This is a genomic window from Calditerricola satsumensis (assembly GCF_014646935.1).
In the GTDB taxonomy this organism is placed as follows: Bacteria; Bacillota; Bacilli; order Calditerricolales; family Calditerricolaceae; genus Calditerricola; species Calditerricola satsumensis.
In genome coordinates this window covers 29,487-52,300 of record NZ_BMOF01000006.1, presented here as the reverse complement: position 1 = coordinate 52,300, position 22,814 = coordinate 29,487, and the positions used below count along the sequence as shown (strand labels likewise).

At 65.3% G+C, this 22,814-nt stretch carries 19 protein-coding genes; 3 read left to right on the top strand and 16 right to left on the bottom strand.

What is annotated here, in order from left to right; all coding sequences use genetic code 11:
- Nucleotides 1-133: 133 nt before the first annotated feature.
- From IEX61_RS02905 to IEX61_RS02875, 7 genes are all read right to left on the bottom strand, one after another.
- Nucleotides 134-1,084 (bottom strand): sporulation protein, encoded by a 951-nt coding sequence (locus tag IEX61_RS02905; RefSeq protein ID WP_054673181.1) that lies wholly within the window; start codon nucleotides 1,082-1,084, stop codon nucleotides 134-136.
- Between the two features lie 87 nt (nucleotides 1,085-1,171).
- Complete coding sequence (locus IEX61_RS02900; protein WP_188816734.1) at nucleotides 1,172-2,503, bottom strand: PDZ domain-containing protein; 1,332 nt, start codon at nucleotides 2,501-2,503, stop codon at nucleotides 1,172-1,174.
- 163 nt (nucleotides 2,504-2,666) lie between these two features.
- Entirely contained in the window at nucleotides 2,667-4,160 is a 1,494-nt protein-coding gene (locus tag IEX61_RS02895; RefSeq protein ID WP_188816733.1) for a S41 family peptidase, read from the bottom strand.
- A gap of 112 nt (nucleotides 4,161-4,272) precedes the next feature.
- Nucleotides 4,273-5,511: a murein hydrolase activator EnvC family protein gene (locus tag IEX61_RS02890; protein WP_188816732.1), complete on the bottom strand. Its 1,239-nt coding sequence runs from the start codon at nucleotides 5,509-5,511 to the stop codon at nucleotides 4,273-4,275.
- 76 nt (nucleotides 5,512-5,587) lie between these two features.
- Nucleotides 5,588-6,481 (bottom strand): permease-like cell division protein FtsX, encoded by an 894-nt coding sequence (gene ftsX, locus IEX61_RS02885; RefSeq protein ID WP_054671119.1) that lies wholly within the window; start codon nucleotides 6,479-6,481, stop codon nucleotides 5,588-5,590.
- Nucleotides 6,471-7,157, bottom strand: a complete 687-nt coding sequence (ftsE, locus tag IEX61_RS02880; RefSeq protein ID WP_054671130.1) for a cell division ATP-binding protein FtsE — start codon at nucleotides 7,155-7,157, stop codon at nucleotides 6,471-6,473. Before ftsE ends, ftsX begins: the two co-directional genes overlap by 11 nt.
- A 309-nt stretch (nucleotides 7,158-7,466) precedes the next feature.
- Complete coding sequence (locus tag IEX61_RS02875) at nucleotides 7,467-8,015, bottom strand: cysteine hydrolase family protein (protein ID WP_054671122.1); 549 nt, start codon at nucleotides 8,013-8,015, stop codon at nucleotides 7,467-7,469.
- 261 nt (nucleotides 8,016-8,276) lie between these two features.
- Here IEX61_RS02875 and IEX61_RS02870 point away from each other — a divergent pair, with 261 nt between their 5' ends.
- The 3 genes from IEX61_RS02870 to IEX61_RS12350 are packed head-to-tail and all read left to right on the top strand — an operon-like array spanning nucleotide 8,277 to nucleotide 11,831.
- Nucleotides 8,277-10,097 (top strand): N-acetylglutaminylglutamine amidotransferase, encoded by a 1,821-nt coding sequence (locus tag IEX61_RS02870; RefSeq protein ID WP_188816731.1) that lies wholly within the window; start codon nucleotides 8,277-8,279, stop codon nucleotides 10,095-10,097.
- A complete protein-coding gene (locus tag IEX61_RS12355) occupies nucleotides 10,051-10,866 on the top strand; it encodes a GNAT family N-acetyltransferase (protein ID WP_054671126.1) in 816 nt (271 codons plus the stop codon). Before IEX61_RS02870 ends, IEX61_RS12355 begins: the two co-directional genes overlap by 47 nt.
- Nucleotides 10,863-11,831: an ATP-grasp domain-containing protein gene (locus IEX61_RS12350; protein ID WP_229725624.1), complete on the top strand. Its 969-nt coding sequence runs from the start codon at nucleotides 10,863-10,865 to the stop codon at nucleotides 11,829-11,831. Before IEX61_RS12355 ends, IEX61_RS12350 begins: the two co-directional genes overlap by 4 nt.
- Before the next feature lie 135 nt (nucleotides 11,832-11,966).
- On the opposite strand, the gene IEX61_RS02860 is transcribed toward IEX61_RS12350, so the two are convergent.
- From IEX61_RS02860 to IEX61_RS02825, 9 genes are all read right to left on the bottom strand, one after another.
- The gene (locus tag IEX61_RS02860) at nucleotides 11,967-12,662 is read right to left on the bottom strand and encodes an SOS response-associated peptidase (RefSeq protein WP_188816730.1); all 696 of its coding nucleotides are present in this window, start codon (nucleotides 12,660-12,662) and stop codon (nucleotides 11,967-11,969) included.
- Between the two features lie 74 nt (nucleotides 12,663-12,736).
- Nucleotides 12,737-13,717, bottom strand: coding sequence for a hypothetical protein (locus IEX61_RS02855; RefSeq protein ID WP_157057771.1), 981 nt, complete (start codon nucleotides 13,715-13,717; stop codon nucleotides 12,737-12,739).
- 114 nt (nucleotides 13,718-13,831) lie between these two features.
- Entirely contained in the window at nucleotides 13,832-14,215 is a 384-nt protein-coding gene (locus IEX61_RS02850) for a class I SAM-dependent methyltransferase (protein ID WP_218185379.1), read from the bottom strand.
- Between the two features lie 52 nt (nucleotides 14,216-14,267).
- Nucleotides 14,268-14,393, bottom strand: coding sequence for a hypothetical protein (locus tag IEX61_RS12610; protein WP_256205595.1), 126 nt, complete (start codon nucleotides 14,391-14,393; stop codon nucleotides 14,268-14,270).
- A 173-nt stretch (nucleotides 14,394-14,566) separates the two neighbouring features.
- Nucleotides 14,567-15,988 carry an argininosuccinate lyase gene (gene argH, locus IEX61_RS02845; RefSeq protein WP_188816729.1) on the bottom strand — a complete coding sequence of 474 codons (1,422 nt, stop codon included), beginning with the start codon at nucleotides 15,986-15,988 and terminating at the stop codon, nucleotides 14,567-14,569.
- Nucleotides 15,985-17,250 carry an argininosuccinate synthase gene (locus IEX61_RS02840; RefSeq protein ID WP_188816728.1) on the bottom strand — a complete coding sequence of 422 codons (1,266 nt, stop codon included), beginning with the start codon at nucleotides 17,248-17,250 and terminating at the stop codon, nucleotides 15,985-15,987. Before IEX61_RS02840 ends, argH begins: the two co-directional genes overlap by 4 nt.
- 215 nt (nucleotides 17,251-17,465) lie before the next feature.
- Nucleotides 17,466-18,449 carry an ornithine carbamoyltransferase gene (gene argF / locus IEX61_RS02835; RefSeq protein WP_188816727.1) on the bottom strand — a complete coding sequence of 328 codons (984 nt, stop codon included), beginning with the start codon at nucleotides 18,447-18,449 and terminating at the stop codon, nucleotides 17,466-17,468.
- Complete coding sequence (carB, locus tag IEX61_RS02830; protein ID WP_188816726.1) at nucleotides 18,446-21,706, bottom strand: carbamoyl-phosphate synthase (glutamine-hydrolyzing) large subunit; 3,261 nt, start codon at nucleotides 21,704-21,706, stop codon at nucleotides 18,446-18,448. Before carB ends, argF begins: the two co-directional genes overlap by 4 nt.
- Nucleotides 21,699-22,769, bottom strand: a complete 1,071-nt coding sequence (locus IEX61_RS02825; protein ID WP_373288393.1) for a carbamoyl phosphate synthase small subunit — start codon at nucleotides 22,767-22,769, stop codon at nucleotides 21,699-21,701. The genes carB and IEX61_RS02825 overlap by 8 nt, the downstream gene beginning before the upstream one ends.
- Nucleotides 22,770-22,814 lie beyond the last annotated feature (45 nt).

The window sequence follows — 22,814 nt, the reverse complement described above, 5'->3', positions numbered from 1 at the left end:
CCTCACCAAAGGGTCCCGTGTTTAGGGTTTCCTTTCCATCTCCGTTCACACCCCGGCGGCCGAATGTCGCTCCACCTTGTCCCCCGCGTGGAAAAAAAAAGAAAGCGCCTGTACGGCGCCAGAACCGAGGAGGTTACAGCCAATCGCCATCGTCGCCGTCAAAGGCATCGCCGTCGAGCAGGTCTTCCGCGGCATCCACGGCATCGCCCAATTCGTCCAGCAGTTCGGCGAGCAAAAAGCCGCCCACCATCCCCGCGGCGAATTGGCCCATTCCGGTGCCGTGGCTGTGCCCGTGCGCGTGCCCCCCATGCCCATGGCCAGGATGCCAAGCGGGCAGGGTGAACTGCGGCGCATGGTGCGGATCGGCCAGCACCCGCTCCAGCGTCTCCTTTAGATGCGCCACCAGTGCCTCCTCCTGCCCGTCCTCGAGGAGGCGAACCGGCACGGCAATCTCCAGCTTCCGCTCCATTTCCCGCGCCAGCCAGCCGCCGCGCACCCACTCCACTTCCGACAGTAGGTAGAACGTGTCGGGCGTCTTGCGCAGGAGAAACTCCCATTCCTTTATCGGGAGCTGGGGATTGGCCGAGAAATATTCAAATTCCTGGCCGTAGGGCGTCAGCTTGCCCCATTCGGCCTTGCGCCGGAAGCCCAGCTGTTCGATGGCGCGGAACAAGCGCTCCGTCGGCCTATCGGGGAGCACGGCAATCGAATCGAAATCCTTGGGGTCCACCGCGAAGTCCACATCCAACTGGGTGCGGAACCCGTAACGCACCGAAGGGGAACTGATGGCCAAATTGGCGGGCAGCACAAAGGTGAAGGGCACTTCCTCCCGGTGCGGCTTCGGCGGCACCGTCACGCCGTGCAGCACCGGAATGCGGTGAACCGTTTGCGTGACATGGCGGTCGTGCAGCCGGACTTGCATCACCAGGCTGACGGTCAAGTCGTTGACCGGCTGGGCCACCGTCCCGCCGGAAATGACGATCTTCCCCGTCACCTCTTCCCCGACGCGATAGGCATCCCGATCGAGCTGCAAATCAACGGTCGCACCGCCCACGCCCAAGCGGGCCAGAAGGTTCTTCCACATCCGTCATCGCCTCCTCCCCTTTGGTCCATCCTCATTCTACGCCACCGGTGGCGGCCCCCGGAACCGGGAACCGGTGGCGCGCCGCGGTCATGGCGACGCGGTTTCGGAGGATTCCCTTGGGCCACCGGCCGCTTTCGCCCGCGCCTCTTCCGGGAAGCGGCGCGCCGCCCGCATCCCCGCGCGGCCGCGCAGGCCAAGAAGACCGGTGTCCTCCACGTCGACGTAATAGGGTGCGTCCTCGTCGGGGGCCAGCAGAATGCCCAGCTGATGATGATCGGTGGCGTACACCGCGCGTTGCGCCAGGCGCACCTCGCCGTTTCGGTCGACGATCTCCAGCCGGCAATGGGCCCGGTTGCGGCTTAAGGCCGCGTGCAAATCCAGGCGCGTCCGCACCTCCATCCCGTTGACGCGCCGGAGGCGGTCGCCGGGCACAATCCCCATCGCTTCCGCCGGGCTTCCCGGGAGCACCGCCAGCACGCGCAAGCCCTGCGCGTCGTGTTGAAAAAGGGGGAGCCGTCCCCGCTCCTGCCACCGCCCGAAGCGGATCAGGGCTTCGTGTCCCACCGCCGCAAAGGCGGAGGCCAGGAGCGCAGCGGGAAGCCATGCACGGGCCCAGCCGGCCAAGCCCAAGAGGATCAGGCTGTAGGCGAGGAGCCACCCCGCGGCATGCCGCGCCTTTTCCCGTGCTGTTCGGGTAAGCGCCAGGTCGCTGTAGCCGATCAGCGCCGGCAAGCCCGCCACGGTCCAACCGGCCGCGCCGCTGCCAAAAGCCGGCCACCATGCCGGACCGCTTACCCCGCTGCCACCCGCGGCCGGCACAACGACGAGCAGCGGGAGCAGCCACAGCCGCTGCACCGCGTAGCCGCCGACAAGCTTGCCCCGTCGGCTGCGCAAAAACAGCGGGGTGCCCCCCTGCCCGCCGTGCAGGAAGACGAGGGCGCTTTCCACCAGATGCAAGATGGCCACCAGCGCGGCAAGGGACGGGACGTCCACCTGCAGGAGAAAGCGCCCCAGCGGTGCCAACGGGGAGACGGCAAAAACGCCCGGAACCAGCTGCGCCAGCGCCGCGGCGAAGCCGACGAGCCCGCCCGCGTACGCCAGGCAGAGATAGCGGAAGCGAAGAAACGCCAGTACCACGGCCACGACCCACACGGCCACCAACGTCTGGGGATGGACCACCACCCCCAACCCAACGAGAAGCGCGGAAGCCGCCACGCCGCCTCCGATGCCCAGCAGGGCGGATTGAAGCGTCTCCCGCCACACGCTGTGGAGGCGGACGAAAAAGAGCCGCCGCTCCAGCGCCACTTGCCGCGCGTAAAACACCGCGAGCAGGGCCAGGAAGACAAAGGTCGCCGGATGAACGGCAATGCGCAACCATTCCTCCCCCATGGTCAGCCAGGGTTGCAGTGCCCCGTTCATGGTTCGCCCCCCCTTGCGCGAAAAAAAGGCCACGGCCGAATGCCGTGGTGTCCCTTTTCGACAATGCGCTCCTCCATTCCTGCTCTCCTGCATCGCGCAACGCCCGGGGGGCAAGGGGCGGGGCGGGCGAACGGCGTACGGAGACGGCAACAACGGGACCGCGTCATGGGCTGGCCTGCTTGACCAGCACCTGCAAGGCCGTTTGCAGCTGCAAATCGTTCTCGGGGTTTTCCAGCCGCTTGCGCAGCTCGTCCTCGATGCGCGTCGCCGTTTGGGCGTCGACCACACCGGTAACAGGAAGGCCGTGCACACGCTGGAAGGCCTTAACGGCTTGCTCCGTCTGCGCGTCAAAGTACCCGTCGGTGCGCCCAGGCGGATAGCCGATCCCCTGGAGCATCACCTGCAGGTTGTGCACGTCGACGTGGTTCATGTCGTGGCGCAGCGGGCGGTCCTTCGGCAGCGGAACGGCCTTAAAGTAGGCCGGCTGGTCCACGACGATATCGGGCTGGACCCCCTTCTTGTTCACCCAATGGCCCTTGGGCGTCAGCCACTTGGCCACGGTGAGCTTGACCGTGCTCTTGTCGGCGAGGTCGACCGTTTGCTGGACGGTGCCCTTGCCAAAGCTGGGCTTGCCGACAACCGTGTACCCGCCGGATTCCTTGAGCGCCGCGGCGAAGATCTCCGCCGCGCTGGCGCTGCCCTCGTCCACCAGGACGACGATGGGATAGGGCTTGCGGCCTTCCAGGGTGGACCGGTACGTCTCACGCTGTCCCCCGCGCTGCTCGATGTGCAGGATCACGCCGCGATGGGGAACCACCTGCTTGGCGATCTCCAGCACGCCTTCCAAGAGGCCGCCGGGATTGCCGCGCAGATCGATCACCAACCCCTTGATCCCCGCTTCTTCCAACCGCTTCAGTTCTTCCGCAAAGCGCTTGCTCGTTCCGGCGGAGAATTGCGTGATCTCGATGCGCCCGAACGGAATGCCCTGCTTCTTGATGATGTCGGCGTAAACGGTCTCGATGGGAATTTCGTCGCGGATGATGACGAGCTCGAGGGGCTGTGGAACCCCCGGCCGGAGGATCTCCAGACGGGCAGGCGTCCCCTTGGGACCGCGAATCTTCAGGACCGCCTCCATGAGCGACAGCCCCTCAAGGCTTTCCCCGTTGACGCGAAGGATCTGGTCGTTGGGGCGCAGCCCCGCCTTTTCCGCCGGCGAGCCCTTGATCGGCGCGACGACGGTCACCCGCCCGTTTTCCATCTTCACTTCTGCCCCGATGCCCTCAAAGGACCCCTCGACGGCATCCTCCAGGTGTTGCGTCGCTTCCTCATCCAGGTACGACGTGTACGGATCGTCCAAGGCCTCCAGCATCCCCTCGATGGCGCCGTTTACCAGCTTCTCGTCCGCCACGGGCTCGAGGTAATGCCGCTGGATGAGCCGGTACGTTTGCACGATCTTGCCGAAGGATGGAGGAAGCTTGTCCCCGCTGGGCGAAACTTGTCCCCCAGCGGACAACGTCGAGATGTCCCCCTCCACGACCGGGGAGGAAAACAGGCGCGTCACCGCCTGCACGCCTTCAACGGCCGTCAGCGTGAGCGTACTGGACAAGACAGCCGTTCCCAGCACCAGCGCCGCCACCGTTCGGCCTTTCCACCGCACGCCGCTCACCCCTTTTTCCCATTCCCGCGCCCTCGGTTCCCATCTCTATGCCGATTGTCCGTGCCTGATCACCGCCGTTTTGGCGCCGGTCCGGATCCGGTTTGCGCTGCGCTTATCGCAAATAGTTCAGCGGATTGACCGCCTGCTGGTTTTTGTACACCGTGAAATGCAAGTGCGGACCCGTGGAACGCCCGGTCGAACCAACCAACGCGATCTGCTGCCCGCGCCGCACCTGCTGCCCCACACTGACGAGAATGCCGCCTTCCTTGATATGGCCGTACAACGTCCACAGGCCACCGCCGTGGTCGATGATCACCGTGTTGCCGTAGCCGCGCATGTACTCGGCGACGATCACCTCGCCGTCCTCCGCGGCCACGATCGGCGTCCCTTCCGGTGCCGGAATGTCGATGCCGTTGTGCATGCTTCGCTTGCCCGTGATCGGGTGCACGCGATAGCCAAACCCCGACGAAATGGTGCGAGACGACGGCACCGGCCACGCCAGCGCCCCGCCCCCGCCCGCGTAGACGGCGCCTCCGCCTGCGCCGCCCGAGGGACGGGATGCCACGCGCTTGGGCTGCTGCTGCTCAAGCAGCCGGTCCAGCTCCCGCTTCTTGGCCAGGTACTCGGCGGCGCGCTGGAGGGCCAGCTGCTCCTCCGCCTCCTTGATTTCCTCGATTTCTTCTTCCTGTTTTTGCAGCATGCGCACCGTGTTTTGCTTCTCCTGCCGGACGGCCACCAGCCGCGCCTTTTCCCGTTCCACCTCGGCCACCAGGGCGCTCAGCTTCTTCAGGTCGCCTTCCAGCTTCACCTTCAGCGCGGCAATGGTGTCGCGATCGCGCTTTTGCGCCTCCAAAAGCTTGGCGTCCTGCTCCGCGATCAGCGTCAGCGAACGCAGGCGGTCGAGAAAGTCGGCAAAGCTGTCCGATCCAAACAGCACTTCCAGGTACGACAGATCGCTGTTTTGATACATCAGACGCAGGCGGGTGCGGAGAAGCTTGTCCCGTTCGGCCACGCGCTTTTCTGCCGCTTCCAGCCGCTGTGCCGTGCGGTTCAATTCGGCTTCCTTTCCGGCAATCTCCTTCTCCAGCTTCGCAATGCGCGACTGGACATCTTCCAGCTTGAGATCCAAGTACATGATGTCGCGATGCAACTGCTCACGCCGGCTCTGAAGCTGCTTGAGCTGCCGGTCCGCCTGCATCGCGCGCTGTGCGGCCGCCTTTTGCTCCTGCCGAATGCGGGCAATTTCGCGCTTCAGCTTATCCACCTGGCTTTCGGCGCCGCCCAGCTGCGGGCACAGCGTCGCCGCCATCACCGCCGCCGCGAGCACGGCGGATCCCAACGCCTTGCGCATCCCGTTTCCCCCCTCCCGACGGTTCCGTTTTTTCCCCTTTATCGGTCTTTTTCGTCGGTGCGGTTTTCCCGCCGCACTACACTTTCAGGAAGCGGCGCATCGAAATCAGGCTGCCCCACATCCCGATCAGCATGCCGATGGCCACGAGCAAGAGGGAAACCTGCGTCATGAGTGGCGTCACAGGCAACAAGTCGAGGAAAAAGAGCGACAAGTCTTGCCGCACCACGTCGAGAAGCGCATGGTACCCCAGCCACAACACGGCAATGGGAAGCAGGGCGCCGAGGAGCCCCAAGAGCATCCCTTCGATGAAAAAGGGCCAGCGGATGAACCAGTTGGTGGCGCCGACCAGTTTCATGATTTCAATCTCGCGCCGGCGGGCGAAAATGGTGATTTTGATCGTGTTGGCGATGAGGAACATGGCCGTAAACGCCAAGCCGACAACGAACACCAGCCCGACGTTGCGCACCATGCGCGTGAAATCAAAGAGTTTTTCCACCCACCCCTTCCCGTATTGCACGTCAGCCACGTGGGGAATCTGGCGAATCTTCTCCGCCACCTGCGGCGTCTGGTGGGGATCATAGGTCTTGACGTCAAAGCGATCCGGCAACGGGTTTTCTTTTTCCAAACCTTCCAGCAGTTCCGCCTTGTCCCCCAGCCGCTTTTTCAACTCCTCCATCCCTTGGGCCTTGGAAACGTACACGATGGACTTGATGCCCGACAGGTTGCGCAGCGCCGTTTCCACCGCCTTCACCTGTTCCGGCTTGGCATTGGGGGCAAGGTACACCTTGATTTCCACCTGGCTCTCCACGCGGGCCATGAAATGGTCGACGTTCATCGCCAGGATGAGAAAAACGCCGAGCAGAAACAGGGTGACGGCCACCGCACTGATCGAGGCGAAGGTCATCCAGCCGTTGCGGCCGATGTTCTTGACCCCTTCGCGCAGATGACGGCGGAAGGTTCTAAGTTTCATACCCGTATTCCCCCCGCTGTTCATCGCGCACGATCTCGCCGTTTTCGATGGCGATAACCCGCTTGCGCATCGTGTTGACGATCTCGCGGTTGTGCGTGGCCATCACCACCGTCGTCCCGTGGTTGTTGATTTCTTCTAAAAGTTGCATAATGCCCCACGACGTTTCGGGGTCCAGGTTCCCTGTCGGCTCATCGGCAAGGAGCACGCTGGGACGGTTGACGAGGGCGCGGGCGATGGCCACACGCTGCTGCTCGCCGCCTGAGAGCTCATCGGGGTACACGTCGGCCTTATGCGAAAGTTTCACCAACTCCAGCACTTCCTTTACGCGCTGGCGAATCTGTCTTCTGGGAGCCTCTACCACTTCCATGGCGAAGGCCACGTTTTCGCGCACCGTGAGCTTGGGAAGCAGCTTAAAGTCTTGAAACACCACGCCGATGTGCCGCCGCAAGTAAGGAATGCGCCGTTCGCGCAGCGCTTCCAGGTTGATGCCGTTGACAAAAATCTGGCCCTTGGTCGGCCGTTCTTCTCGGTACATCAGCTTGATGAACGTCGATTTGCCGGCGCCGCTGGGGCCAACGACGTAGACGAACTCCCCTTTTTTGATTCGGACCGTGATCCCGCGAAGGGCGTGGGTGCCGTTGGGATAGGTCTTCCACACGTCGATCATTTCGATCAAGGCCGATCCCACCTTCGCGTAGAGTTCGCCGACGGTCAAAATTCGTACTTCGACACGAATCGCGCCAAATCCTCTTTGGCGCGGTCAGTCGTCGGCGGATTCAAGAAAAAGACGAAACGGCGCGCCGGCCCGCGACGAACCGAATTTGATTATACCACCTCCCTTCTGGACGGTTGACCCCATATTGATGAAATTTGTGTGAAAAAATCCTTCTCATTTTAGTTTTATAAAGTAATTGATGTAAAATTATTACAAACAAGGAAAACGAAAAAGCGGGCTTCTCCGCCCGCAAACGCGCTTCCGAACAGCTCACACAATTTTCGCCGCCAACACGTCGCGCATATACCGAAGGCCCTGCTCGTGCGTCGCCTCATCAAAGCTGGCGACACCCTCGCGGTACACCACCGTCGGGATCTGCCGGTACCACGCGTCGGCCACCGTCTGCTGCACGCAGATGTGGGTGCAGACGCCGACGACGTGCAGCTCTTCAATTCCCGCCTGCTTCAGAATGTGCTCCAGCCCCGTGTTGTAGAAGGCGCTGTAGCGCTGTTTCGGCAGCTTCATGGTCCGCAGGTCATCGGGCCGCACCAGCGCCTCCAGCTCGTCCACCAGCTCCGCCCCTTCCGTGCCGGCGATGCAATGGGGCGGAAACGGTCCGCCGTTCGTGGTAAATTCCGGGTCATCTTCCCGATGGTTGTCCATGGCGAACACGACGAGATCGCCGGTGGCCTGGAACTGGCGCACCTTGTCGACGATAAACGGGATGATGGCCTGCGCCGGCTTCCCGCACGTCAGCTTGCCGTCGTCAAGAACGAAGTCCTTCACCATGTCCACCACCACAAGGGCGCGCTTGGGCATCGACACCCACCTCCCTGGGCCTTCTCCCTTCAGTGTGCCGCACCGGCACTTGCGCCGCAAGGGGGCGGAACTTTTATCCTGCCCTACCTGGATCGAGGAGGATTTTTCCGGATCGGGGCGATGATCCCCCCTCTTCCGGCCTGAGCGCCTCTCATCTTCCCTGAGGCCCCCTGACCTGGTTTGCCGCTGGAAAACGAATTGTGGTACATAATCGATGTATGTTGCACACCCCGATGCGCAAGGAGGGATCCACCCGACATCATGTGCGGCATTTGTGGGAGCGTAGGGTTTGACGAACGCGGCGCGGCGGTCGAAACCCTGCAGCCGATGCTGGCACAGCTGGCGCAGCGCGGCCCCGACCACGAAGGGCGCTGGACGGACGGGACCGTGGCGCTGGGGCACCGGCGGCTCAGCATCATCGACCTGTCGCCTGCCGGAAACCAGCCGATGGTGGATGAAAAGCGGCAACTCGTGGTCACGTACAACGGCGAGATCTACAATTACCGCGAGCTGCGCCGCGATCTGGAAGGCCGCGGCTACCGCTTCGCGTCGAGCAGCGACACCGAGGTCCTTCTCAAGGCCTATGATGCATGGGGGGACGACTTTGTCAAGCGGCTGTACGGGATGTTCGCCTTTTGCCTGTACGACCGGAAAAGAGGCCGCGTGGTCCTCGGACGCGACCGCCTCGGCATCAAGCCCCTGTATTATGTGCACACGCCGGAGCGGCTCGTCTTCGCCTCGACCCTTCCCGCCCTTGTCGCCGCCGGGGTCGTCGATTTCGACCTGTCCCCTGAGGCGCTGCACCATTACCTGACGTTTCACGCCATCGTGCCGGCTCCTCGCACCCTTTTTCGCAATGTTCACAAATTGGAACCGGCCACCCTTCTGGTGGTCGAACGGGATGGGCGCACCACGAAGCGCCGCTACTGGGACGTGGCCTTCGAGCGCGGACCGGCGCAATCCGAAGAAGAATGGATCGAGCGGCTCCTCGACACCCTGCGCACCGCCGTCAAGCGGCGGCTGGTGAGCGATGTGCCCGTTGGCGCCCTTCTCAGCGGCGGCGTCGACTCCAGCCTGATCGTGGCCCTGATGGCCGAGGAAGCCTCCGGACCGCTCCGGACCTACACCATCGGCTTCGACGACGTGGCCGGGGAGGAGGGGAACGAGTTTCGCTACAGCAACCAAATCGTGGAGCGGTTCGGCACCGAACACCGCAACATCTACGTGACCCAGCGGGAGCTGCTGGACCATCTCGTTCCGTGCATCGCCGCCATGTCCGAGCCGATGGTCAGCCACGACTGCGTGGCGTTCTACCTGCTGTCGCGGGAAGTGAGCAAAGAAACGAAGGTCGTCCTTTCCGGACAGGGAGCCGACGAGGTGTTTGCCGGCTACCACTGGTACCCCAAGATCCATGCGGGCACCGGCGACCCCGTCGAGCGGTACCGGCGCGCCTTTTTCGACCGCGACGACGCTGAGGTGCGGGAGGCGCTCGACCCCGCCTACCACGCCGACGGTGACGTTTCCCTGGCCTACGTGCGCGACCACTTCGCGCGTCCCGGCGCGGACGAGGCTGTCAACCGGGCCCTGCGGCTCGACACAACGGTCATGCTCGTCGACGACCCCGTCAAGCGCGTTGACAACATGACGATGGCCTGGGGCCTCGAAGCGCGGGTGCCGTTCCTCGACCACGACCTCGTCGAGATGGCGGCGCAGATCCCGCCAACGCTGAAGCTGACAAGGGGCGGCAAGGGCATCCTCAAGCGGGCCGCCGAGCGGCTCATCCCCCGCGAGGTGATTTACCGCAAGAAGGGCTACTTCCCCGTGCCCGCGCTCAAGTACCTGCGCGGCCCGTTCCTCGCCTTCGCCCACGACGTGCTGACATCGTCGCGCGCCCGCTCCCGCGCCCTTTTTCGCCGCGCATACGTCGACCGGCTCCTCGCCGATCCGGAGCAACACCTGACCGTCCTCGGCGGCAGCAAGCTGTGGCAGCTCACCGTGCTGGAATGCTGGCTTCAGCAGATGGAGGCGATCCGCAATGGCCAACCGAGCGGCAGCGTTCCGCGAGCGGCTCAAACGGTTTAACACGCCGTCGATGCGCAGCTGGGATCGGCCGCCCGCCTGGCGCACCGCCGGCATGAAGCGAAACGTCGCCCTCGACTGCGGGTGGGGTCGGCTCATCTTCGGCCAGACCTTCGCCGACCATGAGTCCATCATTCGCCTGTTCCAATCGGAACCCGAGGGCAGGCGGGATCTGGCCATCTACGTTCCCGACCACCACGTGCTCGTCGCCCGCGCCCCCGACCTGCTGTTCGTTGACCCGTCCTATACGTACCGCCTGTGGCTGCACGCCGACCGCATTGAGCCGGTGCGCCTCTCCTCCCGCTTCCTCATCCGCTTCCTGCGCGACGAGCGGGATGCCGAGCAGGTGAACCGCCTGTACGCCCGCTGCGGGATGATTCCCAGCCCCGTGGAAACGATCCTGCGCAACCAGCACACGCGGGTGTTCAGCTACTTCGTGGCCGAAGATCGCCTCGACAACACCGTTGTCGGCACGATCATGGGCGTCGACCACCGTGAGGCCTTCGGCGATCCCGACAACGGGGCCAGCTTCTGGTGCCTCGCCGTCGACCCGCTGCGGCAGGCCAAGGGGCTCGGCCGCGCGCTGATAAGCCATTTGCTTGACAGCTACCGGGCCCGAGGCCGGCACTACGTTGACCTCTCCGTGCTGTACGACAACCGCAAAGCGATTCGCCTGTACCGCTCCATGGGCTTTCGACGCATACCGGTGTACGTGGTGAAGCGCAAAAACGCGCTCAACCGACCCTTTTATAAGGGAGGGCCGAAACGGTGAACGTCTACGCGCAGATACTGGTCGACGAAGCGCGGCGCCGCGGCATTCGCGTCGACATTCTCGACGACGACCTCGGGCTGTTCCGCCTCACCCACGGCGGCGTCTCCGTCGTCTGCCGGGAATCGCTAACAGAACGGACAAGCGCCATTGCCTTTCTGCTATGTGACGACAAGCGCCTGACGCGCCGCACCCTCGCCCAGGCCGGCTTTTGCGTTCCCCGGCAGCGCGACGCGCGCACGCTGGAACATGCCCAGGAGGCTCTACGCGCGTGGGGGCGTGTCGTGGTCAAACCGGCCCGCGGCGAGCAGGGGCGCGGCATCACCGTCGACGTGACGGACGAGGCGACGCTTGCACGGGCGTGGGAACGCGCGCGGGCGGTGTGCCCCGATGTGATCGTGGAAGAGTACGTCGCAGGCCGCGATTTGCGCATCATCGTCATCGGCCACCGCTTCGTCGCCGCCGCCGAGCGCCGGCCGGCGGCGGTGACGGGCGACGGCCGGTCCACAGTGGGAGAACTGGTCGCGCGACGAAACGAAGAGCTGGTCCAGCGGACAGGCGGCGAATGCCGCATCCCCGAGGACGAAGCGCGACGCGTCGCACGCCAAGCGGGCTATTCCTGGGACGACGTGCTCCCCGCGGGCGTGAATCTTCCCGTGACCAAGACAGCAAATGTCCACACCGGCGGCACGATCCACGACGTGACCGATCAGGTTTCCCCTGCTCTGCGCGCCGTGGCCGAAGAGGCCAGCCGTGTGCTGAACATCCCCGTCGTCGGCTTCGATTTCATCGTCCCCGACCCTGCCGGCACCGACTACGTCATCCTCGAAGCCAATGAGCGGCCAGGCCTGGCTAACCACGAGCCGCAGCCGACGGCGGAGCGGTTCATCGACTTTCTGTTCCCGGAAACGGCCAAAGTGGCCAACGGAGAGCAAAATCCCGCCGTTTCCTCGACGGGAATCTCCTGATCCGTTTCCGCCGCCGCTCTCCCGCTTGCGTAGGGTTCCCCGTGGTCACGGCAACCCTTCTCCCGGGCAACGCCCGGGAATTTCATTGAGGTGCAAAGTATCCGCGTCTCCCGTACGCGTTCAACGGTTTTCTGCCTACAGCTGATCCGCATTTGAGGGTTCAGCCTCATCGAGCGGCTCCACGCAATCCGGCGCGTCGTAGCGCGCGTCGTTGACCCGCGCGCTGACGGGATAGCACACCAGTTCCTCCGACGGATAGGGGCCGAGCAACCGCTGGAGACGCGCGGCATCGGTCACGTCGCGGTTCAGCCACAGCTCTTCCGCGCCGGGCGGGAGGATCACCGGCATGCGCGAATGGATCGGCGCGGTGAGCGCGTTGGCCTGTGTGGTGAGGATGGCGCAACCGGTGTAGACCGCCCCGTCCTCTCCTTCCCACCTCTCCCACAGGCCGGCAAAGGCAAAGGGCTGCCCGTCGCGGCGCCGCACGCAGTAGGGCTGCTTGCGGCCGTCGGCGGTCGCCCACTCGTAGTAGCCATCGGCCACGATCAGGCACCGCCGCTTCAAAAAGGCGCGGCGAAAGGCCGGCTTCTCGGCCGCCGTCTCCGCGCGGGCGTTGATCAGCTGGTGGCGGGCCGTTGGCGCCTCGGCCCACGGCGGGACGAGGCCCCAGCGCACAAAACCGGCCCGCCGCCGCGTTCCGTCGTGGACAATCACGAGCACGGGCTGACCGGGCGCAATGTTGTACCGCGGCGCCAGTTCCTCCGGCATTTCAACATCAAACCGTTCGCCGAGCGTTACCGGATCCGTCTGCAGCAGAAAGCGCCCGCACATCGGATTTTCCCCCTTGACTGCACCCGGACTGGAGGCCCCACCTCCATTTTACCGCGATGGGCACCGGCGTTCCTCTACTTAATTCTTAATTCCGTCAGAAAATCAAGCCAGTGTCGAGCTGAACCCGGAAGCAATTCTCTGTGGGATAGCATAAAGTTGAGGAGATCGTCCGGTTGAATGCGATACACCCCCGGTTGAGGAGTACCCTGATAGTTCCCATGGGCTTGAAATAGAAATACCTTATGGACAGCGCCCTTTCCCACGTACTCGGAATACTCGCCATCGAAGAGAGGGGTATTCCCCCCTTTGACTTGGACAACCGCCCACTCCTTGGAGTCACGGTGAACGAGGGCCAGTTCGTACTGCATGGTGTCGGCTTTACGGGAGTTTGCGAGAACGAGCCATCCCTGAACTTGGAGGTAGAGAAACACGACATCCTCTAACGTCATGTCATCCAAGAGATCAAAGATGTTGACATAGGAAAGCTGATCGACGGTAAAGACCTGACGATTTATCAACTTATTCCATAATAACTTGGTATATTCGACAAGAGTAAGATTTTTTATACGCTGAAGAGTGCGTCGTGAGCGAAAATGATTGATTAAAGCACCAGGAACATCCCCAATAGGAATAGGTCCCTTAATATCACACGGAACCACATTTAAAACATCTGCTTCGTAACCTTTGAGAGTGGACCGATACTCCCACCCACCCGTCGCACGTGCAAGGTAATACTTTCCCTGATGATCTCGGGTCCAAAGCAAGTCTCCAGGCCGAACGTTTTGGAAAAGATAACGCACAATGCGGATGTTTTTATGCCGAAGCAAAGCAAGACGCTCGTACTCGTTCCAAGTAAGCCGAACACCTTCAGGAACTTCTACACCCCAACCGATCCCCAGTACACCCTCCTGGAGGCAGTAAGTAAAGGACTGCTCGGGATGACGGCCTGCATCTCCACCAGGACGTATATGGATGCGAAACACTCGAATCTCTGAATCACGAACCTCTTGACCTTCCGTGCCCACTTGATCTTCAAGCCGTTCCTCGCAAGACATATTTTAATACCCCCATCGTAACCAGCAATCTCAAGCGTACACAAGTCCTTGATCCCCTTCTGCTTTACCCACACCTTAAAACACTCCAGCTAAGCCTCCAACCCGCCCACCGGTTCACGGTCGCGTGGCCGCGAGGAGAATCCGTTTGAACCCGTAGAAGACCGGCTTCTCCGGTAAGCGCGCCCGCAGCCGGACCCGATAGCGCGCCACAAACGCTTCGTGCAAATCCGGCGGAAGAGCTTCCAAATAGGGGAGCATCGCCGTGCCTTTCGTCCACTCCACCAGCGCATCGGCGTCCTCGAGAACGTGGGGGTAGACCTTCAGGAAAACGGCGATATCCGTGGCACCGAGGCAGTAGAGCAGCTCGGCGTAAGCCTCGACCGCGAGCACCGGGGAATGCCGTCCTCCGCGCGGAAAAAACGGGGCAAAGGGCTCCTCTTCGGCCAGCTCCTGCAAGAAGGCGTGGGTGGGGTGGTCGTGGTTGGCCAGCATCTGCACGACAAGCTGGCCGCCAGGGGCCAGACGCTCCCACAGGCGGGCAAACAGCCGTTCATGGTCCGCAGCCGAGGTCCACCACGCGGAGCCCGGGGCGGACCTTGATCAACTTGACGAGGTCGTCAAAGGGCGCAAAGCGCTCGGCCTTGAACCTCAGGTATTGTTCCGGATTCCAGGGCATGAAGAGGCCTCCTCTCCGCATGCCGTTCCCGGTGTTCAGGGTGGTGTTGGCCGACCACATAAAACATGTTGACTGGCGGGCCCGGCAATGCCCGTTTGTCTGCTCGTGCCCGCCAGACGTGATGGAGGAAGTTTGGCTCCGCATCGAACCGCTCTTCACAGCGTAACGAGCGGTCACAACTCCACCGCGATCTGCTTCTCTTTCTCTTCTATCCACACGCGCGTGGCGGCCAGCTTCTCCTCGAACAGGCCGATCTGCCACCGCACCTGCTCCGGCGCCGTGCCGCCCAGGGAGTTGCGCGCGGCGACGACGCGTTCGATGGCGAGGGCATCGTACACGTCGGCCTCGATCCGGTCGCAGAATTGGCAGAACTCGTCGAGGGTGAGGTCGAGGAGGACCTTGCCCTGCTGGAGGCAGTACAGCACGGTCCGCCCCACCACCTCGTGGGCCTGGCGGAAGGGCAGCCCCTTGCGCACGAGGTAGTCGGCCAGGTCGGTGGCGTTGGAGAAGTCTCGGCGCACCGCTTCCGCCATCCGCGCCTCGTTCACCTTCATCGTGGCGATCATCGGCGCCATCAGGTCGAGGGCGCCCTGGAGCGTCTTCACCGTGTCGAACATCCCTTCCTTGTCTTCCTGCAGGTCCTTGTTGTAGGCTAGGGGCAGCCCCTTGAGCACGGTCAGGAGGCCGACGAGGTGGCCGTAGACGCGCCCCGTCTTGCCGCGGACGAGCTCGGCCACGTCGGGGTTCTTCTTCTGCGGCATGATCGACGAGCCGGTGCAGAAGGCGTCGTCCAGCTCAACGAAGGAGAACTCGGCGCTCGTCCACAGCACAAGCTCTTCGCACAGGCGCGACAGGTGGGCCATCGCCAAGGCCGCGGCGGCGGTGAACTCGACGACAAAGTCGCGGTCGCTGACGGCGTCGAGGCTGTTCGGGGCCACGTCGTCAAAGCGCAGGAGCTCGGCGACGTAGCGCCGATCGATAGGAAACGTTGTTCCGGCCAGCGCCCCGGCGCCGAGGGGCAGCACGTTGATCCGCTTCCACCCGTCGATGAGCCGCTCGACGTCGCGCTGGAACATGGCCACGTAGGCGAGGAGGTGATGGGCGAAGAGGATGGGCTGGGCCCGCTGCAGGTGGGTGTAGCCGGGCATCACCGCATCCGGGTGGGCCTTGGCCTTGTCGAGCAGCGCCGCCTGCAGGTTGGCCAGGCCGCGCACGAGCTCCACCACCCGCGCGCGCAGGTACAGCCGCATGTCGAGGGCCACCTGGTCGTTGCGGCTGCGGCCGGTGTGCAGCTTGCCGCCGACGGGGCCGATCTCGTCGATGAGCAGCTTCTCGATGTTCAGGTGCACATCCTCGTGTTCCACCGAAAAGGAGGCCTCGCCCCGCTCCAGCTTCTCGCGCACCTTCTTGAGGCCGGCCTTGATCGCTTCGACGTCCTCCGGCGGGAGGATGCCGCAGCGTCCGAGCATCGTCACGTGGGCCAGGCTACCGAGGATGTCCTCGCGATACAGTTCCTGATCGAAGAAGATGGAGGCGGTGTACGCCTCCACCTGCTCATCCGTCTTCTTGGTGAACCGTCCGCCCCACAGCTTCACGCGCGGACGCCCTCCTCGCGCGTTACGCCGACGGCCGGCGCCGCCTCCGTCGCCGGCGCTTTCGCCTTCCCCCCGTTCACCTGGGCAAAGGTGCGCGTCGGCAGGCCCCACAGGTGGATGAACCCGACGGCGGCCTTGTGGTCAAACCGGTCGCCGGCGTCGTAGGTAGCCAGCTCGAGGGAGTAGAGGGAATGCGGTGAGCGCCGGCCGACGACGACGGCGTGTCCCTTGTGCAGCTTGACGCGCACGGTGCCGGTAACCGTCTTCTGCGTCGCCTCGATGAACGCCGTGAGGGCCTCGCGCAGCGGCGAGTACCACAGCCCCTCGTACACGAGCTGGGCAAACTTCTGCTCGACAATCGGCTTGAATTGGGCCACCTCGCGCGGCAGGGTGAGGGCCTCCAGCTCCTGGTGGGCCCGGATCAGCATCGTCGCCGCCGGCGCCTCGTACACCTCCCGCGACTTGATGCCGACGAGGCGGTTCTCGACGTGGTCGATGCGCCCCACGCCGTGCTTGCCGGCGAGGGCGTTCAGCTCAGCGATCAGGACGTGCAGTTCCTTGGGCTCGCCGTTGAGCGCCACCGGCTTGCCCTGCACGAAGTCGATCTCCACGTATTCCGGTTCATCCGGCGTCTCGGCGAGGGGCTTCGTCCATTCATAGGCCGCTTCCGGCGGCTCCGTCCACGGGTCCTCCAGCACACCGGCCTCGCAGCTGCGGCCCCACAGGTTCTGGTCGATGCTGAAGGGGTTCTCCTTGCCCACCGGCACGGGGATGCCGTGCTTTTCGGCGTAGGCGATCTCCTCTTCCCGGCTCATCGCCCACTCGCGCACCGGGGCCACCACCTTCAGCGCCGGGTTGAGGGCGGCCACGGCCACGTCGAAGCGGACCTGGTCGTTGCCCTTGCCCGTGCAGCCGTGGGCCACGGCCACGGCCCCTTCCTTTTCGGCAATCTCGACAAGGGTCTTGGCGATGAGCGGGCGGCCGAGGGCCGTCGCCAACGGGTACTTGCCCTCGTACAACGCGTTGGCCTTCAGCGCGGGGAGGATGTACTCCTCGGCGAAGGTTTTCCGCGCGTCGACGACGTACGAGGCCACAGCGCCGATCTGGAGCGCCTTTTTACGCACGAACTCGAGGTCCTTGCCCTCGCCCAGGTCGAGGGCCACGGCCACGACGTCGTAGCCGTAGGTTTCCTTCAGCCACTTGATGGCCACGGAGGTGTCCAGCCCTCCGGAATAGGCGAGCACGACTTTCGGGTTTCCCATCTCCAGCACCTCTCCCTTGTGACGCGCCCCGTTGGGTGCGGTCGCATGTTTACTCTCATTATAGCATATTTATTCAATTTCGGCCCAAAAACATGCGCCGTTTCCGCTCCTGCGCGCCAGGCAAACGTCGCCGCCGCTGGCGCCGCGGAGAAGGCCCCTCAGGGGCACGGCTCACGCCCCGTCCGCTGGCCCGGCACCTGGGCTCGCGCCCGGCCTCACGCCCCGAGCAGCGCCACCAGAATGGCCTTCTGCACGTGAAGCCGGTTTTCGGCCTGGTCGAAGACGACCGACTGCGGCCCGTCGATCACCTCGTCGGTCACCTCTTCGCCGCGGTGGGCCGGCAGGCAGTGCAGGAAGACGGCCTGCGGGTCGGCCTTGGCCATCAGGTCGGCGTTCACCTGGTACGGGGCGAAGATCGCCTTGCGCGCCTCGGCCTCGTCCTCCTGGCCCATGCTGGCCCACACGTCGGTGTAGACGGCGTGGGCCCCGGAGACGGCCGCCGCCGGATCCGTCGTCCACGTCACCGAGCCGCCCGCTTCCGCCGCGCATGCGCGGGCCGTTTCCATCACCGCCGGATGGGGCGCGTACTGCTCCGGCGTGGCCACGGCCACGTCGAGGCCCATCTTGGCCGCGCCGACGATCAGCGAGTGGGCGACGTTGTTGCCGTCGCCGACGTAGGCCAGCTTGAGCCCCTTCAGGCGGCCAAACGCCTCCCGCAGCGTGAGGAGATCGGCCAGCGCCTGGCACGGATGGGCAAAATCGGTCAGCCCGTTGATCACCGGCACCGTCGCCGCGCGGGCCAGCTCCACCACGTGGCGGTGGGAATAGGCGCGAATCATGATGGCATCGACGTAGCGCGACAGCACCCGCGCCGTGTCGCCGATCGTCTCGCCCCGGCCCAGCTGCAGATCGCTGCGGCTCAAGAACAGCGCCTGGCCGCCGAGCTGGGCCATGCCCACCTCGAAGGAGACCCGCGTCCGCGTCGAGGGCTTTTCAAAGATCATGGCCAGGGTCTTGCCGGCGAGCGGGGCAAACGGCCGCCCTTCCTTCTGCAGGGCTTTGAGCTGGGCGGCTAGGTCGAGGAGATGGGCCAGCTCAGCCGCGGTAAAGTCGGCCAGGACGAGAAAGTCGCGCCCCTTCAGCCCCTCCGCAATGGCGGCAGCGCGGTCCTTACGCGGATTTGCCGCCGGCAGGTTCATGGTCGCACCTCCTCCTTCTTCGTCGCGGCCGAGACGTGCGCGCGTGCGCCACGATAATCGGCAAGCGCGCGCGGCGTCGAGGCGGTCGTCCCCATCGCCTCGAGGTACGCGGCGAAGGTGTCCACACAGGTGAACAGGGGAACACCCGAAAGAAGCGCCTGCGTGCGCAAGCGAAAACCGTCCGTCTCCGGCCGCCGTCCGCGCGTCGGCGTGACCAGCGCTGCGGCCACGGCCCCGTCGCGCAGCAGGGCCAGCGCCTCCGCAGCGTCGACGGCGCGGGCCACCGGCCAGCCGTCTTGCTGGAGGAAGCGCGCCGTGCCGGGGGTCGCCACCAGCTTCACGCCCCGCGCGGCCAGCTTCGCGGCCAGCGGGAGGAAGGCCGCCTTGTCGGCGTCGGCCAGCGCCACCAGCACGGCGTCGCCGGCCTGGAGGCGCCGGATCCCGCCCTCCTTCCACGCCAGGGCGTTCCACAGCGCCTCAGCCACCGTCGTCCCGAGGCCGATCCCTTCCCCGGTCGACTGCATCTCCGGCCCCACCGCCGGGTCGACGCCGGGGAGCTTCACCGTGGAGAAGACCGGCGCCTTCACGGCGTAGAAGCCCGGATGCTCCAGCAAGCCCGTTCGCGGATAGCCCAGCTCGGGCAGCGTCCGGCCGAGCTGGACCTGGGTGGCCAGGGCCACCATCGGCACGCCCGTCACCTTGCTCACGATGGGCACCGTCCGCGAGGCGCGCGGGTTCACCTCCAGCACGTACACGTTGTCGCCGCAGACGACGAACTGGATGTTGAGGAGGCCCACGGCGCCGATGGCGCGAGCGATGCGCACGGTGGCGTCGACGAGGCGGGCCGTTACTGCCTCGGGCACATCCGGCGCGGGAAAGAGGGCGTAGCTGTCGCCGGAATGCACCCCGGCGCGCTCGACGTGGCGGAAGATGCCGGGGATGATCACCGTTTGCCCGTCGCTGACGGCGTCCACCTCCACCTCCACGCCCGTCACGTAGCGGTCGATGAGCAGGGGAAAGAGCGAGCGGTCGGCGTCGGCAATGCGGTTTTCCGCCAGGTACCGCGCCAGCTCCCCCTCGTCGGCGAGGACGGCCATGCCGCGCCCGCCGATGACGAAGGACGGGCGGATGAGGACGGGGTAGCCGATGCGCTTCGCCGCGGCGAAGGCCTCCTCCTCGCTCATCACGCCGGTGCCGGGGATGTGCGGAAGGCCCAGTTCGCGCAGGAGGGCGTAGAATTCGTCGCGGTCCTCCGTGCGGCGGATGGCCTCCACCGGCGTGCCGAGCACCTTGAGGCCGTGCGCCTCCAGCATCGCCGCCAGGTTGATCGCCGTCTGCCCGCCGAACTGGACGAGGACGCCGTCGACGCCCTCCTTCTCGGCCACGTTCAGCACGTCTTCCACGGTCAGCGGGTCGAAGTACAGCTGGTCGGCCGTCTCGAAGTCGGTCGACACCGTCTCGGGGTTGTTGTTGATCACCACGGCGCCGACACCCATCTGCTTGAGGGCCTTGGCCGCGTGGACGGCGCAGTAGTCGAACTCGATGCCCTGGCCGATGCGGATCGGCCCCGAGCCGATGACGAGCACCTTCCGCTCCTTCTTGAGCGGCTCCACCTCGTCAACGCCGCACCACGTGGCGTAGTAGTACGGCGTCTCGGCGTCGAATTCGGCGGCGCAGGTGTCGACGAGCTTGTAGGACGGCGCCCAGCCCCACACCTTCCACCGCCCCCGCACGTCGGCCAGCGTCACGCCGAAGGTCCGGGCCAGGTAGGCGTCGGAGAAGCCGAGCCGCTTGGCCTCCTTCAGCGTCTCTGCCGGCACCGACGCCCAGTCGTATGCGGCGAGCCGCCGCTCCATGGCCACGATGCGTTCGAGGGCGCGGAGGAAGAAGCGGTCGATGGCCGACCACGCGTGCAGCGTCTCCACGTCGACGCCGCGCCGCAGGGCCTCGGCGATGAGGAACAGCCGCCGGTCGGTGCCGCGGCGGATCTCCGCCTCCAGCTCGGCGTCGGAGAGGGCCGCCGCCTCGGGCAGCGCCAGGTGGTCGACGCCGATCTCCAGCGAGCGCACCGCCTTGAGGAAGGCCCCCTCCATCGTGCGGTCGATGGCCATCACCTCGCCGGTGGCCTTCATCTGCGTGCCGAGGGTGCGGTCGGCGTGCGGGAACTTGTCGAAGGCCCACCGCGGCCACTTCACGACGACGTAGTCGATGGCCGGCTCGAAGCTGGCGTAGGTGTGGCCGGTCACGGGATTCCGCACCTCGTCGAGGCGGTAGCCGAGGGCCAGCTTCGCCGCGATGCGGGCGATCGGGTAGCCCGTCGCCTTCGAGGCCAGGGCGCTGGAGCGGCTGACGCGCGGGTTGACCTCGATCAGGTAGTAGCGGTCGGAGTGGGGGTCAAGGGCGAACTGGATGTTGCACCCGCCGACGACGCCGAGGGCGCGGATCACCTTCAGCGCCACGCTGCGCAGCATCTGGTACTGCCGGTCGGTGAGCGTCTGCGACGGGGCAACGACGACGCTGTCGCCGGTGTGCACGCCGACGGGGTCGACGTTCTCCATGTTGCAGACGATGATGCACGTGTCGGCGGCGTCGCGCATCACCTCGTACTCGATTTCCTTCCAGCCCTTGACGCTCTTTTCGACGAGGATCTGGCCGATCGGGCTGGCCTCGAGGCCGCGCCGGGCCACCTGCTTCAGTTCGTCTTCGTTGGCGGCGATGCCCCCTCCGGAGCCGCCCAGCGTGTACGCCGGCCGGACGATGACCGGATAGCCGATCTCGGCGGCAAAGGCCAGGGCCTCCTCCACCGTCTCGGCCACCGTGCTCTCCGGAACCGGCTCGCCCAGCTCCTCCATCAGGGCCTTGAACTTCTCGCGGTCCTCGCCGCGCTGAATCGTCTCCAGCGGCGTGCCCAACAGGCGCACCCCGTAGCGCTCCAGCACGCCGGCTTCGGCCAGCTTCACCGCCAGGTTCAGGCCGGTCTGCCCGCCGAGGGTGGGCAGGAGGCCGTCGGGCCGCTCCCGCTCGATGATCGCCGCCACGCGCTCGACGGTCAGCGGCTCGAGGTAGATGCGGTCGGCCATCTCGTCGTCGGTCATGATCGTCGCCGGGTTGTTGTTGACGAGGACGACCTCGACGCCCTCCTCCTTCAGCGCGAGGCAGGCCTGCGTTCCGGCGTAGTCGAACTCCGCCGCCTGGCCGATGACGATGGGGCCGGAGCCGATGACGAGCACCTTTTTGATGGTTGGATCCTTAGGCATAGCGCTTCGCCCCCACGGTCTGGCACAACTCGACGAACCGGTCGAAGAGGACGCTGGAGTCGGCCGGGCCCGGATGGGCCTCGGGGTGGAACTGCACGGTGAGGATGGGCAGGCGGCGGTGCACCAGGCCCTCCACCGACCCGTCGTTTACGTTGCGGTGGGAGATGACGAACTCCCCCCGCGGCACGCTCTCCTCGCGCACGACGTAGCCGTGGTTCTGGGCGGTGATCCACACCCGCCCCGTGGCCAGCTCCTTCACCGGGTGGTTGTTGCCGCGATGGCCATAGGGCAGGCGCTCCGTATCGGCGCCGAACATGAGGGCGATGAGCTGGTGGCCGAGGCAGATGCCCATGGTCGGGATCCGCTCCACCACCGGGCGCCACGCGGGGAGCAGGGGAAGGAGCTCCTTCGGGTCGCCGGGGCCGTTGGAAAAGAGGAGGCCGTCGGGGCGCAGGGCGAGCACCTCTTCCGGCGGCGTGTCGTAGGGCACCGCCGTCACCCGGCAGCCGCGCGCGCGCAGAGCCTCGATGATCGAGGCCTTCACCCCAAAGTCGAGGACGACGACGTGCGGGCCGTCGCCCGCCCACGTCGTCGGCGCCTTGCGCGACACGCGGGCCACCGTCCCCCGCACCGGACCCGGCCGCCAGTCCTTGGCCCGGGCCGGATCCCGCGTGAGCATGCCGAACACGGCGCGGTGGCGGCGGATCAGCCGGGTGAGCGCCCGCGTGTCGACGCCGCACAGCCCCGGGATGCCGAACCGCGCCAGGCGCTCGTGGAGCGTCTCCGCCGCGCGGAAGTGGCTGGGCGCGTCGCAGGGCGTCTGCACGAGCACCCCGGCGAGGGCCGGGCGGGCGCTCTCGTCGTCCTGCGCGTTGAACCCGTAGTTGCCGATGAGGGGATAGGTGAAGGTGACGATCTGCCCGGCATAGGAGGGGTCGGTCAGCACCTCCTGGTAGCCGGTCATCCCCGTGTTGAAGACGAGCTCCCCTTCCGCCTCGGCTGTCGCGCCGATCCACGTCCCTTCGATCACGTCCCCCGTGCTGAGCACCAAGTACCCCTTCACCGCCATCGCTCCTCTCTCCCACGTTGTCGTGCGATTCCCCGGTCG